The organism is Bacillus sp. L_1B0_5 (assembly GCF_000836715.1).
GTDB lineage: Bacteria > Bacillota > Bacilli > Bacillales > Bacillaceae_G > Bacillus_A > Bacillus_A thuringiensis_S.
The window spans coordinates 123907-140236 of record NZ_JXIS01000041.1; the positions used below are offsets into that span (position 1 = coordinate 123907).

Here is a 16330-nt window from a genome sequence, read left to right on the forward strand (position 1 = left end):
ATTATAATTTCACTTTATTCCATCAATAGCATACATCCAGCTAAAACCGGTGTCATAATCATCGAAAACCTCAAAAGCGTTCGCGGTGCATAATTTGTAAACTTCGCGCCAATGTATGCCCCTAACATGGTCCCAATCAATACTTGCAATAACAATATATAATCTAAATATCCTTCCGAACTATATCCTAGCCCGCCTCCAATTGCAATCGGTAATATAACAAGCATTGTTGTCCCTACAGATTGCTGAATCGTAAGTCCCAATAGAACCATTAATCCAAGTTGAATAAACGGTGCAGAACCAATCCCAAATGAACCAGCCATCATTCCAGTAACTAATCCAAGGCATACACATTTCAACAAGTAGTTCGCGGAAAACTCTTTATGTTTATATAAAGACGACTGTTCTTTGTTTTTGAACATAATTAATTTAATAAACATAAAAATTGCCGATAAAAATAACATCCCAGCTGTAAACCAATGAAGAAGATGTGCTGGTATAAGTGAACCAAATTTAGAACCAATATAAGAGCCAATTGCGCCAAATCCCCCAACAATCCCGCCTATAATAAGTGCAACATTGCCTTCACGGTAATGACTTACAACACCTGATAATGTCGTAAATGCCATTGCAGTTAAAGATGTTGCAAGAGCAACATGAATAGGAATTTGGAATACTAAAGTGAGTATCGCGATAATAAACCCAGCTCCTCCAGCTCCAACAAATCCTAATAAAATACCCATTACTAACATTGTTATAATAATTGCCACAGACTTTCCCTCCAGTAACACAATTATCCATCATATTTATCCTTACATACAAATAAAAAGCATCCTAGACGGATGCTTTTTATTTCAATGATATGTACTTAATCTTGATTAATCAAAATAACCGCTGGACCAGCGACCACTACTCCAGCTACTTCTATCTTTTCAAATTCCTTTACTGTAATAGATATAACTCCTTCTCTTTCCATCAATTCTTTACTCAGGACATCAGTCGGGATTGCTTTCACCGTCTTACCTCCTTTTCATTTATACAATATGATAAAGTGAAATTTTAATCAGTGGGGTTTTTGCCCACCCTTATTGATTATTAACCCTCATCAATCGGGTTAATAATCACCCAATGCATCTATATATATGCATCACCTCCGCTTTCATTCCTTATTCCACTCAAAAACCTTCTCTCCCTTCCGTGACATATTGAAAAATAAAAAAGAAGCTATAACATATAGCTTCCCTCTACGTTTCTTTAATCTTTATGCACCGTATATTCCATGACTTTACCATCTCTATCAAATTGTAAAACAAGCTGTTCGCTATCTATTGGAATAAAGCCACGTTCAGTCCCAAGATAATACAAAGTGATACCTCCTTCTTCCCCACTTCTCGTGTCCGTTGGAGCTCCTAACAATTGTGTAATTTCTTCATTTGATTTCCCTATTAATTTATATTTTTGTAATAGATCATCTACCATATGTACCCGTTTCTCTGCATGATTTAACCATCTATTTTGATTAAACTTTGACGTATATTCATTTACACTTAGTTGTACAGTGCATACTATTAATGGTATGAGTGCTACTATTAAAACCCCAGACATTTGCTTCTTTTCTTCATTACGATTTTTCGAAACATATAAAATAGCCCTTTGAACCATGACTAATAAAACAAATGGTATGAATACTACAAAAATGCTCCTTACACTTAAGGGCATATGGATCATATCGATGACGAATATAAATAGAATGTACATTACTATATACAAACAAAAATAGACATACAAAATGCCACGTAACATAGCGCTCAGAAAGATCTCCCCTTTTAACTCACTATATAATTCATCCTGCTAATCATTTCTCGAATCTGTTCTAATTCTTGCACTGTATATACTATTTTCCCTGCTAAGATTTCATTTCTGAAGAACGTTACAATTTGCTCCCGATCTTTTAATCTAGGTGTTTCCTCACTTGAAAGATCTATTATTTCTTTTCCATTTTCATTATAAAAATATACAACTGGTTTTACCTTTTCTTTTATACTATTAGCCTGCATTTCTTTCAAACAATTGTATAAAATTTGAGATAGTTTCTTCGCCTTATATACTGGGTTCCCTTCATTTTTCACTTGTATAGTTGACGAGTCTTTACCTACTATATATTCAAATATCTCTTCTTTTTCAACTTCTTGTTGATACTTACCCATTTCATCAATCATAAATGAATATATACCAGCATTTTCTTTCGTTAAACCATGAATTAATTTCTCTTCCCATTCTTTCGTCTCAAGTAGATAAATACCAGTTTTGCACAAGATGAGATGATGGATTCGATTATCGTTTATTTCACTATTATTTTTAATAAAAACATTCGGCATGATTTCAATTTCAGCATCTAATATGATGCCTTGCTCTATGAATCCTCGCTTCATATAATGTAATGTTTCGTACGTATTCATTTCAGCGCCGTTTTTAGTATATTCTCGTAAATTTGCAATTAATTTTTGAAACATATGTATTTCGTTATTATGTTTATTTTGTATTTCACTACGTTCTTTACTATGTTGTATAGCTAATTGATTTTTCATCATACGCATATTTTCAATTTCTCTATTTGCACTTACTTGTAAATCATTGTATTTTTTCTGTTCCATATTTTTTAAATTATTTTGTTGTTCTTTATGCTCTATCACCGTAGCTGCAATTTCATTTTCATACGTTTCAATTGCTTGTTTCTTTTCAAATTCTACTTGCTGACTCTCTGATTCTAACTGTTTATTTTTATAAAACAGCACAAATACTACAGCTAATAATATTAAAACCGCACCTATTAGCACATAATTCATATTTTTACCCCTTTATTTCATTTTCTATTATTTTTTATAAATATATCTACTATAGTATACTATGGTTTCGATATAGACTTTGTAAAAGTTGTACATTTTTAATAAAGTGAAACTTTAATCAGTGGGGGTTTTGTTCATTCCCCACTGATTATTAGTTGAACCAATCGGGCGTTTACTGGCAATTGATCCCCCACCTAACTTCTTTGCTTCCGCTGAATTTTGAGGTGGGGGTCTTACCGCCAGTTAATGCGGGATAAAAGGCACCTCTGACAGGGCACCTTTTATTTTTACTCTATTGTACACCATACTGAATATAACTTGGATCGTAGTATATCCATTGATTTGTCCCTAAGCAAAGCCATCCATCTTGCTTACTCCATACTCGATACGATTCACCATGATGTAACTGTCTTATAACATTTCCTTTTAATGATGGAGCGTCACGCAAATTTACATTATCACCAGTAATAGTCGCCACATAATGTTTATACTGAATATAACTCGGATCATTATATACCCACTGATTTGTCCCTAAACAAAGCCATCCATCTTGTTCTCCCCAAACTTCATATGTTTCGCCACGATTCAATTGGCGAATTACACTAGACTGCAAAGATGGTCCACTTCTCAAATTCACATTATCTCCATTAATTATAGCAACCCCATACACTGGAGTTGCATTATTAGGCGGAGAAACATTCCCTCCACCACTTGCTCCATTCCCTTGTAAAGCTTCTAGTGAAACTGCAGCTGATACATCACAATTTCCTACACCTGAAATTTGTCCAGAATCTGTGTACTGCCATGCTGTCCACGCTGTCCATCCACCAGCATCAGCAGGCGGTGTACTCGAGTATTTAGCAATCCAAAGTGGAATATCACTTAATCCGCTGATTCCGAACTCATTAATATACCAAACTCCTGTATATAACATTACATCTTTTCCAGTAGCCTGTTTCACATAATTTATGAAGCTTCTTGCCCAATTCGATATAGCGCTACCAGTTAAATTACTATTACTCGGATCTGTTGGTGATTCTAAATCCAGAACTGGCATTAAGTCTGTCTGGTTACTTTGTAATATACTCACAAAATATTTTGCCTCTGAAATTGCATCATTTTGTTCTGGGCGTGCAAAATGGTATGCACCAATTAATATATTCGCACTTCGGGCTGCTTGTACATTTTTAGTAAAAGTAGGATCAATGTAATTTACACCTTCTGTCGCTTTTGCATACGCTGCTGGAATTCCAGATGCCTTCACTGCATTCCAATCAATATTCCCTTCCCAATGAGACACATCAATAAACGTAACATTTGAACTCGATCTGTTTTGCATATAAAATCTCCTATCAATTTTTTTACTTCGTATACATACAATATGTACAAGTTTCATAAGAGGACACGACATTTATGCTATAGAAACAAAGAGTAAATATATTTTGTATACAAAATAAAAAAGACCTTGTATTTACAAGGCCTTTTGCAAACTCCCTTTATTTTGTAACAAGTACATATTATAATACAAACCTTGCTCACTTAGTAATTCTTGATGTGTTCCTCTTTCTACTATCTCTCCATCATGCATCACAAAAATTTGATCTGCATCTTGAATTGTAGATAACCTATGCGCAATGGCTATCGTCGTTCTACCTTTTCGCATTTGTTGCAACGCTGTTTGAATAGCCTCTTCTGTTTCTGTATCGATATTAGCTGTTGCTTCATCTAATACTAATACTTTCGGATTCGTTGCTATCGTTCTAGCAAAAGCAATTAATTGTCGTTGACCGCTTGAAAATGCTGCACCTCTTTCTACTACTTCTGTTTCATACTGCTCTGGTAACTTTTCAATAAACGTATTCGCCTGCACAAATCGAGCAGCTTCTTTTACTTCTTCATCCGTAATTTCTTCATTATACATACGAATATTTTGCTTTACATTTCCAGCAAATAAAAATGCATCTTGCAATACGAGTCCTATTTTCTTTCTAATTTCTCGTTCTTCAAATTTTTCTAAATCTACACCGTCTATTACAATATTTCCTGACTTAATATTATAAAATCGCATTAACAAATTCATAATCGTACTTTTTCCGCTACCAGTATGCCCAACAAAAGCAACCGTTTGCCCTTGTTTCACGTGAAATGATACATTTTTTAAAACGTCACGCTTTCCATCATACGAAAAAGTAACATTTTTAAATTCAATATCTCCATCCACAACTTGAGGATTCTCATTGCCTTTTTGAACCGGTGCTAAATCTTTCTCGTCCATTAAATGAAATACACGTGATGACGAAACAAGTGCCTGTTGGAAAAAGGACAATTTCATCATCATCTCATTTACAGGTTGGAAGAAACGATGTATATAGTTAACAAAAGCATATAAAACTCCTACTTCAACAGGGCTCTTTAAAGCATCAATCCCAAATAAACCTAGTACTAACGCAATAGCTACAATATGTACTAAATCCGTAGCTGGTCGTAAAAGTAATGCGTCTAACTTCAAAGTACGTCGCCCTGCACTATAATGTTTATTATTCACTTCTTCAAACTCTTTTCTCATACGTTTTTCTTGTCTGAACACTTGAACAATATTCATTCCTTGTATGGACTCGTTCAATTTTGCATTTAACACGCTTAGTTGATTACGTACTTCTAAATAAAAAGCTGCACTTTTCCGGCGATATAATACCATAATCGCGAACATTATCGGAATTAATACGAGAGAAAATAGCGCTAATTTTACATCTAATAAAAACATCGCTATTAAAATACCTACTAAAAAGACTACATTTTTCACAAATGTTGATAATACACTGACATAAAAATCTTTAATCGCTTCCGTATCATTCGTTATACGAGATACGAGCGTACCAATTGGCGTACGATCAAAGAAACTTAATGACAGCTTTTGAACATGTTCATATACTTCAACTCGCATATCTTGAACAATCTTAAAAGCAATGTTCTGAAAGTACAATAGATTTAAATACGTAAATAATACTTTTAATAAATGAGCAACTATGTAAATTACAAATAAAGTAACGAGTGCTGATCGTTCAAAATCCCGCGGTACTAGGTGTTCATCGAGGAATTGTTTAATTAAAAAAGGCCCCATCATTTCCGTTACTGTCGCACCAACTAAAAAAATAAATGCTAAAGATAGCAACCCTTTATATGGCTTCATATAAGAAAGCAATCTACTTAAATCACTTCGCTTCTTCTCTACCATCATACGCCTCCTTTCTCGACTAAAGCTTCTAATTGCTGGCTTTCATACATTTCCTTATACCAGCCGTTTTCCTTCATTAATTCCTCATGTGTACCTCTTTGTACAATTCTACCTTCATCAACAACAAGAATAAGATTGGCATGCTGAATTGCACTTAATCGGTGTGCAGTAATAATCGTCGTTTTCCCTGCTCTTTCCCTCTTTAAGGCACTTAAAATCGTCTCTTCTGTTTTTGCATCTACCGCCGATAAACAATCATCCAAAATTAAAATTTCAGCATTTGTTAATAAAGCACGAGCAATAGAGATTCGCTGTTTTTGACCACCAGATAACGAAACGCCTCTTTCCCCTACTACTGTTTCATATCCTTCTGAAAATTGGAGGATGTCATTATGAATACAAGCAATTTCTGCAGCTTGGGTAATTTCATTATATGTAGCATCCGCCTTTCCAAAGGCAATATTCTCACCAATACTTGCTGAAAATAAAAAATGATCTTGCGGCACGTATGAAATAGCAGAACGGACACCATGAAGTGTTAAATCTCGAATATCTCGCTCCCCAACTTTTAATTCACCATTAAAATGATCATACTCACGGATTAAACATTTTAATAAAGTCGTTTTCCCTGCACCTGTACGTCCTACAACTCCTAGCGTTTCGCCCTTCTTCAAATCAAAGTGAATATCGGTTAAATGTAACAATTCATTTTTCTTATACGAAAATGAATCAACGGCAAACGAAACATTACCGCTCGCTATTGTATGTACAGCATTTTCTCTATTTACTACATCTGATTTTTGTGAAAGAATTTTGTCTACACGGTCATATGAAGCACGCCCACGCTCCATAATATTGAACAACCATCCAAACGCTAACATTGGCCAAACGAGGGTACCTAAATATGTCGTAAATGTAACGAGATCACCTACTGTTAGTTCACCTCTTACAACTAATACCGATCCGTAACATACTGCAATTAAAAAAGAAAATCCAACGATAAGAGCGATTGTCGGATCAAATAACGAATCAATACGTGCAACTAACACATTTTTATGCACAACATCTTCTGATTTTTTTCGAAACGCCTGCAAATCTTCTTTCTCTTGTCCAAGCGATCGAATCACTTTCATTCCACTCATACTCTCTTGCACTTTATCGTTAATTTCCGAAAACGATTGCTGTGCTTTATGAAACCTTTTATGTAATAACGTTCCATAATAATTTGTCGAAATGGCTACAATCGGCATCGGAATTAAACTTAACAATGTTAACTTCCAACTAATTGTAAAACCCATCGCTACGAGTACACATCCCCCAACAGCTAATGAGTCAACAAGCGTTAAAACACCCGCTCCAGCAGTTTGCTGAATCGCTTGAATATCATTGGTCGCATGTGCCATTAAATCACCTGTTCGATTTGACTGATAGAAAGATGGACTCATCTTTGTAAAATGTTCATATAAATTTTTTCGTAATTGGCGAGCTAATTTTAACGAAGACCCGAAAATCATAATACGCCATATGTAGCGTAATATGTACATCGTAATACCTACAATTACTAATAGTACAACCCAATTTAGTAACTTATCGGTCGTCAATGTTCCATCATTAATTTCATCTACAACGATTCCAATTACTTTTGGTGCTACAAGTTCTAAAAGTGCAACGCCAAATAATAAAATAATTCCGGTTATGTACGCTCGTTTTTCTTGTTTAAAAAACCACCCTAAATTCATAAACACTTTCATTTTTTTCCTCCTCCCTTAAAATGAGCGATGTTTTCAGTTTATCAAAAATACAGAATTTTTAAAAGTTTTAAAAACTATAACTAACAAAAAGAAAGACACTCTTGGCGAGTGTCTTTTAGCGCTTATTTCATTTGTTGCTTGTTCATAGCGCTCATCATTTGATTGATTTTCTTTTGGGAAGGTTTTTGTCCCATTTGCATCATCATCATTTTTAACATTTGTTCGTTAATTGGTGGATTTTTTTGTAAGTAATTCATCATGTATTTGCGGGCAATGAAAAATCCTAACGCCACGCCTGCTACTAGTGCTACTACGCCCACTAGAATACCTAACCAAATTGGCATATATTTTCCTCCTTCATGTTGTCTACCTTACAGTGTACTAAAACCTTTTCAATAAGACAAGATACAATTCGACATTTTTTACACATATGTTCGTACTTGTTTTAGAGGATTCAGCCATCCGTACTTTGTATTTTCATAATCCATAGCTAAAAATGTTAATTCACACTTTCTTAACACCTCAAAGAAAGTCGTTTCCATAGAGACATTTCCAGAGGTATTCATACGAATATAGTGCGGTTTCACCATTATTTCGCCGTACTCCGCTCCCGTATAAAGTGTATGTGTATGATGTGTTCTATCATATTTACCAAGAACGCGCAAAGCTTGTTCTAATTTATGATGAATTTTCATTACTTGCAATGGCATCGTTATATACATCATTTGCTTATATAACACTTTTTTCTCCGAAAGGGACCCAGATTCTGAAAATCGAGCAAATAAATCAAAAAACAAATATTCACGACCAAAATAAGCTTTCGCAATATCCTCTTGAATTAAATACAATTCATACGTTTTCATTTTTCCACTCCCAATCTGGACAACCTTTTCTCTTCATTATATATAAGAAAATTTGCAATGATTGTCTGACTGCGGAGAGATAAAAAACTTTTTCTGTCGAAAAAACTCATTTACATAGAAAAACCTCTCCATGCCGGAGAGATTTTTCTGAAATCATTAAAGCATTTCTTTTACTTTACGAACAACGTTCTCTACAGTAAATCCATACTCTTCCATAATCTTCTCACCAGGAGCAGAAGCACCGAATGTATCGATACCTAACACATCTCCTTCAAGACCTACGTAACGGTGCCATCCGAATGTAGCACCCATTTCGATTGCGAAACGTTTTGTTACTGCTTTTGGTAATACAGATTCTTTGTACTCTGCAGTTTGAGCTTCAAAGCGATCCATAGATGGCATGCTGACAACAGATGCGTCAACGCCGTCTACTGCTAATGCTTTTTGAGCTTCAACAGCTAGGCTTACTTCAGATCCAGTTGCAAGTAAGATTACATCAGCCGTTTCTTTCTTGCTTGCAGAAACTACATATGCACCTTTTGCTACTTTTTCATACGTATCATCTTTTGCACCTTCTAATGTTGGAAGGTCTTGACGAGTTAATACTAAAGCAGTTGGTTTGTTTGTAGATTCTAAAGCTAGTCTCCAAGCTGCAACAGATTCGTTACCATCAGCTGGACGGATAACAGAAACGTTTGGCATTGCACGAAGCGCTGCTAATTGCTCGATTGGTTCATGTGTTGGACCATCTTCACCAACAGCGATACTGTCATGTGTGAATACATACGTTACTGGCAATTGCATTAATGCTGCAAGGCGAATTGCTGGACGTAAGTAATCAGAGAATACGAAGAACGTACCACCGTAAGTTTTTAAACCGCCATGTAGTGCAATACCGTTCATTGCTGCACCCATTGCGAACTCACGTACACCGTACCAAATGTTTTTACCGCTGTAATCGTCTCTTGTAAAGTCTTTTTCGTTATTCATGTATGTTTTGTTAGAACCAGCAAGGTCAGCAGATCCACCGAAGAATGATGGTACAGACTCTGCAATTGCATTAATTACAGTACCAGAAGAATTACGAGTTGCTGCTTTTGATCCTAATTCATAAGTTGGTAAGTTTTGCTCCCAACCTTCTGGAAGTTGACCGTTCATTGCTGCTTGGAATTCGTTTGCTAATTCTGGGTATGCTTGTGCATATTCACCTAGCATAGTGTTCCACTCTGCTTGCGTAGTTTCACCAACATCTTGTACTGTTTTACGGAAGTTGTCGTATACCTCTTCTGCTACGTGGAAGTCTTGCTCAGCAGTCCAAGCATATGCTTCTTTCGTTAATTTTGTTTCTTCTACGCCAAGTGGAGAACCATGTGAAGCTGATTTTCCTGATTTGTTTGGAGAACCGAAACCAATTGTCGTTCTTACTTCAATTAGCGTTGGGCGTTTTTCGTCAGCTTTCGCTTCTTCAATTGCTTTCGCGATTGCTTCAATATCGTTTCCATCCTCAACACGGATTACTTGCCATCCGTATGCTTTGTAACGATCTTCTACACTTTCAGAGAATGAACGATTTAAATCGCCATCTAATGAAATATCGTTTGAATCATAAAGCACAACAAGGCGACCTAATTGTAAATGAGCAGCTAATGAAGATGCTTCAGCAGAAACGCCTTCCATTAAATCTCCATCACCACAAATAGCGTATGTATAATGATCTACTACATTATACGCATCACGGTTATATTTAGCAGCTAAATGTCTTTCAGCCATTGCCATACCTACAGCAGTTGCAATACCTTGTCCAAGTGGACCAGTCGTTGCATCTACACCAGCTGTATGACCGTACTCAGGATGTCCTGGAGTTTTGCTTCCCCATTGACGGAAGTTCTTTAAGTCATCCATTGTTACATCATAACCAGATAGGTGAAGTAGGCTGTATAATAACATTGAACCATGACCTGCAGATAATACGAAACGATCACGGTTAAACCACGTTGGGTTATTTGGATTGTGTTTCATAAATTGAGTCCATAATGTATAAGCCATTGGTGCTGCACCCATTGGCATTCCTGGGTGACCAGAGTTTGCTTTTTCAATCGCATCGATGGATAATGTGCGAATCGTGTTGATAGAAAGTTGTTCGATTGAATGTGACATGCTATTCTTCCCTTCGCTTATATTAGTAAACGTTTTATACATTTATATGATAGCTTCCCACGCAAGATTATACAACATGTATCGACAAATATGTTGATATTTTTTTGGTTTTTTATAAAAAAATCAATGTTTCCGGGAATGTATGGGCATTCAATATGACATACTTTTTAATTATTTTTATTTTAAAAAGAAAGAGAATTATCTGTATATTTATACAAACTTCTTTTCTATACTTACTTTTTTCAATATGTTTTTAAAAACACAAAAAAGCATCTAACTTCGATGCTTTTCAAATAAGTTAAACAATCCGTTTCCGAATCGAACTTGAAATCAAATCAATTATAATTACCATTAAAATGATACCTAATAAAATAATCCCAACACGAGACCAATTCCGTGAACTCAGCGCAAAAATTAACGGTGTACCAATCCCTCCTGCTCCAATAACCCCTAAAATCGCAGCGGATCGTACATTAATTTCAAATCTGTATAACGTATACGATAGAAAATCCGGTAACACTTGTGGTAACACTGCATACCAAAGTATTTGAAAACGATTTGCTCCTGTTGCTAGTAACGCTTCCGTCGGTCCTTTATCTATGTTTTCAATTCCTTCTGAATATAGTTTCCCTAACATTCCAATAGAATGTAATCCTAAGGCTAATACTCCTGCAAAAGAGCCTGGGCCAACAGCTTTTATAAATAAAAGAGCCATAACTAATTCAGGAAACGTACGAACAAAACTAAGTACAAATTTCCCAGATCCTGAAGTTAATTTTCCACTACTCATATTCGTTGCCGCCCAAAAGGCAAACGGAACAGATAAAAATGCAGAAATAAATGTACCTAATATCGCAATTGCCAACGTATCAATTAATCCATGTAATAAATCTTCACCATCTGGCAAAGATACATACGACCAGTCTGGATTCAATATCCCTGTCATAATTGCTTTCGTGATTTCACCTGCTGTGTCCTTTATCCCTTCTAATGGCACTCCTGAAAAGGCCCATACATATACAACTGTAAGTGCTATTAAAATAATCCAGCGATATATACTCGGTTTCTTCGGTTTTGGAACAATCATCGTCGTTCTATTCATTATAGTTTCTCCCGCAACAACGTACTAATGTAGTCAATTAACAAAACAACAATAAGGGTATAAATAATTATAGAAGCAGTTTGTTGATATTGTAAAAATCCAAGTGTACGATCATAATATAGTCCAATACCACCTGCTCCTACTAAACCTAGGACAGCCGCTGCACGTACATTCACCTCAAATGTATATAGTACATAGGAAACAAAGTGCGCTTTTACTTGTGGAATGACTCCATAAACAATCCATTGCACCTTATTAGCCCCTACAGCTGTCATCGCTTCTAGTGGGCCAGGGTCAATTGATTCAATTGATTCATACAACAATTTCGCTACGAGTCCAATTGAGAAAAAAGTAAGAGCCAAAATACCTGGAAGTGGCCCAATTCCAAAAATTGCTACGAAAATAGCCGCCAATAATAAATCTGGTATCGTTCGTATAAAATTTAAAATCATTCGAGCTGGACTGTATAAAAATGTGTTAGTAAACACATTACTTGCTGCAAACAATGCAAGTGGAATGGCTAAAATCGCTCCTAAAGTCGTCCCAATAATCGCCATACGTATTGTATCTAACATCGCTGTTGTAATAACTTGAAAATAACTCCAATCAGGTGGCACCATTTCTTTCAATAGATCTACCATATTTGGAAAACCGTCTACCAGTTTTGAAAATGATGCATCTACTTGTACACTACTACTCCACAGCATTAAAATAACTAAAATAAACGTTAATATATGTTTCAATTTACTCGGCGGCTTCGGTATTTCATTTGAATATATCGTCACGTCATTCATTTTACTGCCACCTCTAATAATTCGCTTTTCTGAGCAACGTCCCCATAAATTTCAGCAAATTTTTCATCCGTTGCTTCTTCTACTAAACCGTCAAAAACAATTTCTCCTGCATGTAATCCGATAATACGTGTCGCATATTGTCTAGCCAAATCAATAGAATGTAAATTTACAATTGTCGTGATTCCAAAATCTTCATTAATTTTTTTCAAATCATCTAGCACTTGCTTTGTCGTAAGTGGATCTAACGATGCAACAGGCTCATCTGCCAATATGATTTTTGCTTCTTGCGCCAATGCTCTAGCTATCGATACACGTTGCTGTTGTCCTCCTGATAATTCATCAGCACGTGCATATGCTTTTTCTAAAATATTCACTCTTTTTAATGCTTGAAATGCGAGTTCCACATCTTCTTTCGGAAACAAACCTAACGTTGTACGTAATGTGGAATGATAGCCAACACGACCAGCTAATACATTTTTTAATACTGTTGATCGCTTTACAAGGTTAAAACTTTGGAAGATCATACCGATATCCCGGCGCATACGCCTTAATCCTTTTCCTTTCGCAGAAGTAATAGACTCACCTTCAATAATGATTTCTCCTTCGGTAATCTCATGAAGACGATTTACGGATCTGAGAAGTGTAGATTTTCCAGCTCCGGATAACCCGACCATTACAATAAACTCACCTTTTTGAATCTTTAAATTTATATTATTCAATCCCTTTGTGCCATTCGGATACATTTTGGAAACATTTCGAAACTCTATCACACATCTTACCTACTTTCAATGTATTATCAATAACTAAAAAACGGCAAACTAACTGAAATCTCACACCTTCCAGCTAGCCGCCAGTTCACTATGTATTATTGCGTCTTCACTGTCTTTCCATATTCACGAACAATATCAAATTTACTATCATCAGATTTAATATATCCTTCATGGGAATATACTTCTTTAATGATTTTACGGCCTTCCTCATTTTTTCCAATTTCAATGAAAGCATCTTGTAATTTCTTGCTCCACTCTGCATCTAAATCAGAGCGTACAGAAATTGTATCGTTCGGAATTTTCTCAGTAAATTTCACTATTTTCGTTTGATCAAATATATTTGGATAATCTTTTTTTACAATATTACGAGCATCTTGGAATACAACAGCTGCATCTACATCACCATTTAAAAGAGCAATAAGTGACTGATCATGACCTTTTAATGTAACAGGTTTCACATCCTTTAGCGGATCAATTCCCTCTTTTAATAGAACAGCTGCAGGCCATACATACCCTGCTGATGATGTTACATCTTGATAACCAATTTTTTTACCTTTTAAATCTTTTACACTATTTATATTAGAGTCTTTTTTAACAACAAATTCAGATTTATAATAGTCTACTAAATCTTTTGTAGGAGCCCCTGTTTCATCCTCTACTCCAAAACGTTGCGCTTGTAAAATTACATTTGCAGCCTTCTTTTCATGTGCTAATACGTACGCTGTTGGTGGTAAAAACCCTACATCAACTTGTTTAGATGCCATCGCTTCTACAATTGTATTGTAGTTAGTTGAAATACTAACTTTTACCGGAATATTTAATTTATCGCTTAATAGCTTTTCCAATGGTTTTGCCTTTGCCTCTAACGTATCCGCATTTTGAGAAGGAACAAATTGAACATTTAAGGTCTTTGGTACATAACCTTTTTTCGTATCTTCATTTTTACTTGCACTTGACTCTTTCGTCCCGCAGCCACTTAATAATCCCGCTGCTAGTACAACTGTTGTACTCATTGCAAAAACTTTTTTCAACATATTAATGCCTCCATTTTTCTTGTTATATAAATACCTTCCGTAAACATGAAGAAATATATCACATATTTTGATACACAATTGGTTATTTACAGAATCTTTACACATTCTATACATTCACATCAAATTTCACTTCACATATTTGATATGATTAATTGGAAGATAACAATAGAAAAGGTGAGTCATATTGGAACATAATCAAACTGTAACTTTAAACATCTTATTAACAAGCGATATACATGGCACTGTTTATCCCATTCACTACCAAGATAACTCCCCAGCAGAACTTGGTTTAGCTAAAATTTCTACTCTTATAAAAAAAGAACGTTCCCAAAATATAAACGTTCTTTTAATTGATAATGGCGACTTTATTCAAGGAACACCATTTACTTATCATTATGTTACATACGAAAAAAACAAAAAAAACCCAATGTCCTTATTAGCGAATCACTTACAGTATGACGCTGCAATTATCGGCAATCATGAATTTAATTACGGAATGGATATATTAAATAATGCTGTGACTACTGCGAACTTCCCGTACCTATCAGCAAATATTTTAGATAAAAACATAAAAAAACCCTATTTCGGAAAACCTTATATAATCAAACAGATTGAATCCAATATAAAAATTGCTATTTTAGGGGTAACAACACATTACATCCCAAATTGGGAACAGGCCCATCACATTAAAGATTTACTATTTGAAGATGCATTAAAGACTACAAAAAAATGGGTTTCTTATATTCACGAACATGAGAAACCAGATTTATTAGTCGTAGCCTATCACGGTGGATTCGAAAGAGATTTACAAACTGGGGAACCGACTGAAGTGTTAACAGGTGAAAACCAAGGATATGCAATGTGCCATGAAATTGAAGGTATAGACCTTTTACTAACAGGTCATCAACACCGAGAAATTTCTCACACAATGGCTAACGGTATAACAATTTTACAGACCGGATGCAATGGACACTCAGTTGGAAAAGTAAAAGTAACATTCGAAAAAACAAAACATAAATGGGTGAAAAAAGAGAGCTCTTCTGAATTATTATCTGTACAAGGAGTTGAAGCGGACCAAAATGTAATTTCATTGGTAGCCGATTACGAAGAGAAAACACAAAAGTGGCTTGATCAACCTATTGGAATCATTCAGGGTGACATGCAAATTTCAGATGCTATGCAAACTCGTTTGCATGATCATCCTTTTATCGAATTTATAAATAAAATACAGATGGATATAGCTAATGTATCAATTTCTTGTACAAGTTTGTTCCATAATACATCTCCAGGTTTTCCGGAACATGTAACAATGCGTGACATCGTTTCTAATTATATTTATCCAAACACATTAAAAGTAATTAGAATAACTGGAGCAGATATAAAAGATGCTCTTGAACTCTCTGCTTCTTATTTCACATTAAAAACAGATGGGTCCATCATCGTAAGTCCTACCTACATAGAACCAAAGCCACAACATTATAATTACGATATGTGGGAAGGGATTTCATACGTATTAAACATTTCAAAACCAATTGGTGAAAGAGTAGAATCTTTACAGCATAACAGTGTTCCTCTTAATATGAATGAAGAATATGACGTTGTAATGAATAATTATCGTGCAAGTGGCGGTGGAAATTTCTTTATGTTTCAAAACAAACCGGTAGTAAAAGATATACCAACAGATATGTCTGAACTTATCGCTAATTATATATTGGAACATAAAACGATAGAAGCAACAGTTAATAACAACTGGAAAGTTATTAAATAACGATTTTTAC

15 protein-coding genes are annotated in these 16330 nt (G+C 35.2%); 1 reads left to right on the plus strand and 14 read right to left on the minus strand.

All coding sequences use genetic code 11. From position 1 onward, the window contains the following. Positions 1-14 precede the first annotated feature (14 nt). The 14 genes from RT27_RS13885 to RT27_RS13950 form a co-directional block, all read right to left on the minus strand. On the minus strand, positions 15-770 hold the full coding sequence (locus RT27_RS13885; RefSeq protein WP_016080626.1) for a sulfite exporter TauE/SafE family protein: 756 nt from the start codon (positions 768-770) through the stop codon (positions 15-17). Positions 771-868: 98 nt separating this feature from the next. Beyond that, a complete protein-coding gene (locus RT27_RS13890) occupies positions 869-1015 on the minus strand; it encodes a BC1881 family protein (RefSeq protein WP_000644411.1) in 147 nt (48 codons plus the stop codon). 239 nt (positions 1016-1254) lie between these two features. After that, a complete protein-coding gene (locus tag RT27_RS13895) occupies positions 1255-1803 on the minus strand; it encodes a hypothetical protein (protein WP_043936450.1) in 549 nt (182 codons plus the stop codon). A 23-nt stretch (positions 1804-1826) separates the two neighbouring features. Then, positions 1827-2846 (minus strand): NERD domain-containing protein, encoded by a 1020-nt coding sequence (locus tag RT27_RS13900; RefSeq protein WP_043936451.1) that lies wholly within the window; start codon positions 2844-2846, stop codon positions 1827-1829. Between the two features lie 292 nt (positions 2847-3138). After that, complete coding sequence (locus RT27_RS13905; RefSeq protein ID WP_029443064.1) at positions 3139-4185, minus strand: GH25 family lysozyme; 1047 nt, start codon at positions 4183-4185, stop codon at positions 3139-3141. Between the two features lie 132 nt (positions 4186-4317). Beyond that, positions 4318-6081: an ABC transporter ATP-binding protein gene (locus RT27_RS13910; protein WP_043936452.1), complete on the minus strand. Its 1764-nt coding sequence runs from the start codon at positions 6079-6081 to the stop codon at positions 4318-4320. Beyond that, positions 6081-7832, minus strand: a complete 1752-nt coding sequence (locus RT27_RS13915; RefSeq protein WP_043936453.1) for an ABC transporter transmembrane domain-containing protein — start codon at positions 7830-7832, stop codon at positions 6081-6083. The genes RT27_RS13910 and RT27_RS13915 overlap by 1 nt, the downstream gene beginning before the upstream one ends. A gap of 122 nt (positions 7833-7954) precedes the next feature. After that, the gene (locus tag RT27_RS13920) at positions 7955-8176 is read right to left on the minus strand and encodes a YneF family protein (RefSeq protein ID WP_001123317.1); all 222 of its coding nucleotides are present in this window, start codon (positions 8174-8176) and stop codon (positions 7955-7957) included. Positions 8177-8254: 78 nt separating this feature from the next. Beyond that, positions 8255-8695 carry a sporulation inhibitor of replication protein SirA gene (sirA, locus tag RT27_RS13925; RefSeq protein ID WP_000860645.1) on the minus strand — a complete coding sequence of 147 codons (441 nt, stop codon included), beginning with the start codon at positions 8693-8695 and terminating at the stop codon, positions 8255-8257. Positions 8696-8851: 156 nt separating this feature from the next. Beyond that, entirely contained in the window at positions 8852-10852 is a 2001-nt protein-coding gene (tkt, locus tag RT27_RS13930) for a transketolase (protein WP_016080620.1), read from the minus strand. A 298-nt stretch (positions 10853-11150) separates the two neighbouring features. After that, the gene (gene phnE / locus RT27_RS13935) at positions 11151-11954 is read right to left on the minus strand and encodes a phosphonate ABC transporter, permease protein PhnE (protein ID WP_001082388.1); all 804 of its coding nucleotides are present in this window, start codon (positions 11952-11954) and stop codon (positions 11151-11153) included. Further along, positions 11954-12748 (minus strand): phosphonate ABC transporter, permease protein PhnE, encoded by a 795-nt coding sequence (phnE, locus tag RT27_RS13940; RefSeq protein WP_016080618.1) that lies wholly within the window; start codon positions 12746-12748, stop codon positions 11954-11956. Before phnE (RT27_RS13940) ends, phnE (RT27_RS13935) begins: the two co-directional genes overlap by 1 nt. After that, positions 12745-13518: a phosphonate ABC transporter ATP-binding protein gene (gene phnC, locus RT27_RS13945; RefSeq protein WP_000569232.1), complete on the minus strand. Its 774-nt coding sequence runs from the start codon at positions 13516-13518 to the stop codon at positions 12745-12747. The genes phnE (RT27_RS13940) and phnC overlap by 4 nt, the downstream gene beginning before the upstream one ends. Positions 13519-13613: 95 nt before the next feature. Continuing rightward, the gene (locus RT27_RS13950; RefSeq protein WP_000915063.1) at positions 13614-14552 is read right to left on the minus strand and encodes a phosphate/phosphite/phosphonate ABC transporter substrate-binding protein; all 939 of its coding nucleotides are present in this window, start codon (positions 14550-14552) and stop codon (positions 13614-13616) included. A 184-nt stretch (positions 14553-14736) separates the two neighbouring features. Between RT27_RS13950 and RT27_RS13955 the strand changes: the two genes are divergently transcribed. Then, positions 14737-16320 carry a bifunctional metallophosphatase/5'-nucleotidase gene (locus RT27_RS13955; RefSeq protein ID WP_043936454.1) on the plus strand — a complete coding sequence of 528 codons (1584 nt, stop codon included), beginning with the start codon at positions 14737-14739 and terminating at the stop codon, positions 16318-16320. Positions 16321-16330: the final 10 nt, after the last annotated feature.

Coding starts and splice junctions, on each gene's coding strand:
- RT27_RS13895 (WP_043936450.1), bottom strand. CDS start 1,803: ATGTTACGTGGCATTTTGTATGTCTATTTTTGTTTGTATATAGTAATG.
- RT27_RS13900 (WP_043936451.1), bottom strand. CDS start 2,846: ATGAATTATGTGCTAATAGGTGCGGTTTTAATATTATTAGCTGTAGTA.
- RT27_RS13905 (WP_029443064.1), bottom strand. CDS start 4,185: ATGCAAAACAGATCGAGTTCAAATGTTACGTTTATTGATGTGTCTCAT.
- RT27_RS13910 (WP_043936452.1), bottom strand. CDS start 6,081: ATGGTAGAGAAGAAGCGAAGTGATTTAAGTAGATTGCTTTCTTATATG.
- RT27_RS13915 (WP_043936453.1), bottom strand. CDS start 7,832: ATGAAAGTGTTTATGAATTTAGGGTGGTTTTTTAAACAAGAAAAACGA.
- RT27_RS13920 (WP_001123317.1), bottom strand. CDS start 8,176: ATGCCAATTTGGTTAGGTATTCTAGTGGGCGTAGTAGCACTAGTAGCA.
- sirA (WP_000860645.1), bottom strand. CDS start 8,695: ATGAAAACGTATGAATTGTATTTAATTCAAGAGGATATTGCGAAAGCT.
- tkt (WP_016080620.1), bottom strand. CDS start 10,852: ATGTCACATTCAATCGAACAACTTTCTATCAACACGATTCGCACATTA.
- phnE (WP_001082388.1), bottom strand. CDS start 11,954: ATGAATAGAACGACGATGATTGTTCCAAAACCGAAGAAACCGAGTATA.
- phnE (WP_016080618.1), bottom strand. CDS start 12,748: ATGAATGACGTGACGATATATTCAAATGAAATACCGAAGCCGCCGAGT.
- RT27_RS13950 (WP_000915063.1), bottom strand. CDS start 14,552: ATGTTGAAAAAAGTTTTTGCAATGAGTACAACAGTTGTACTAGCAGCG.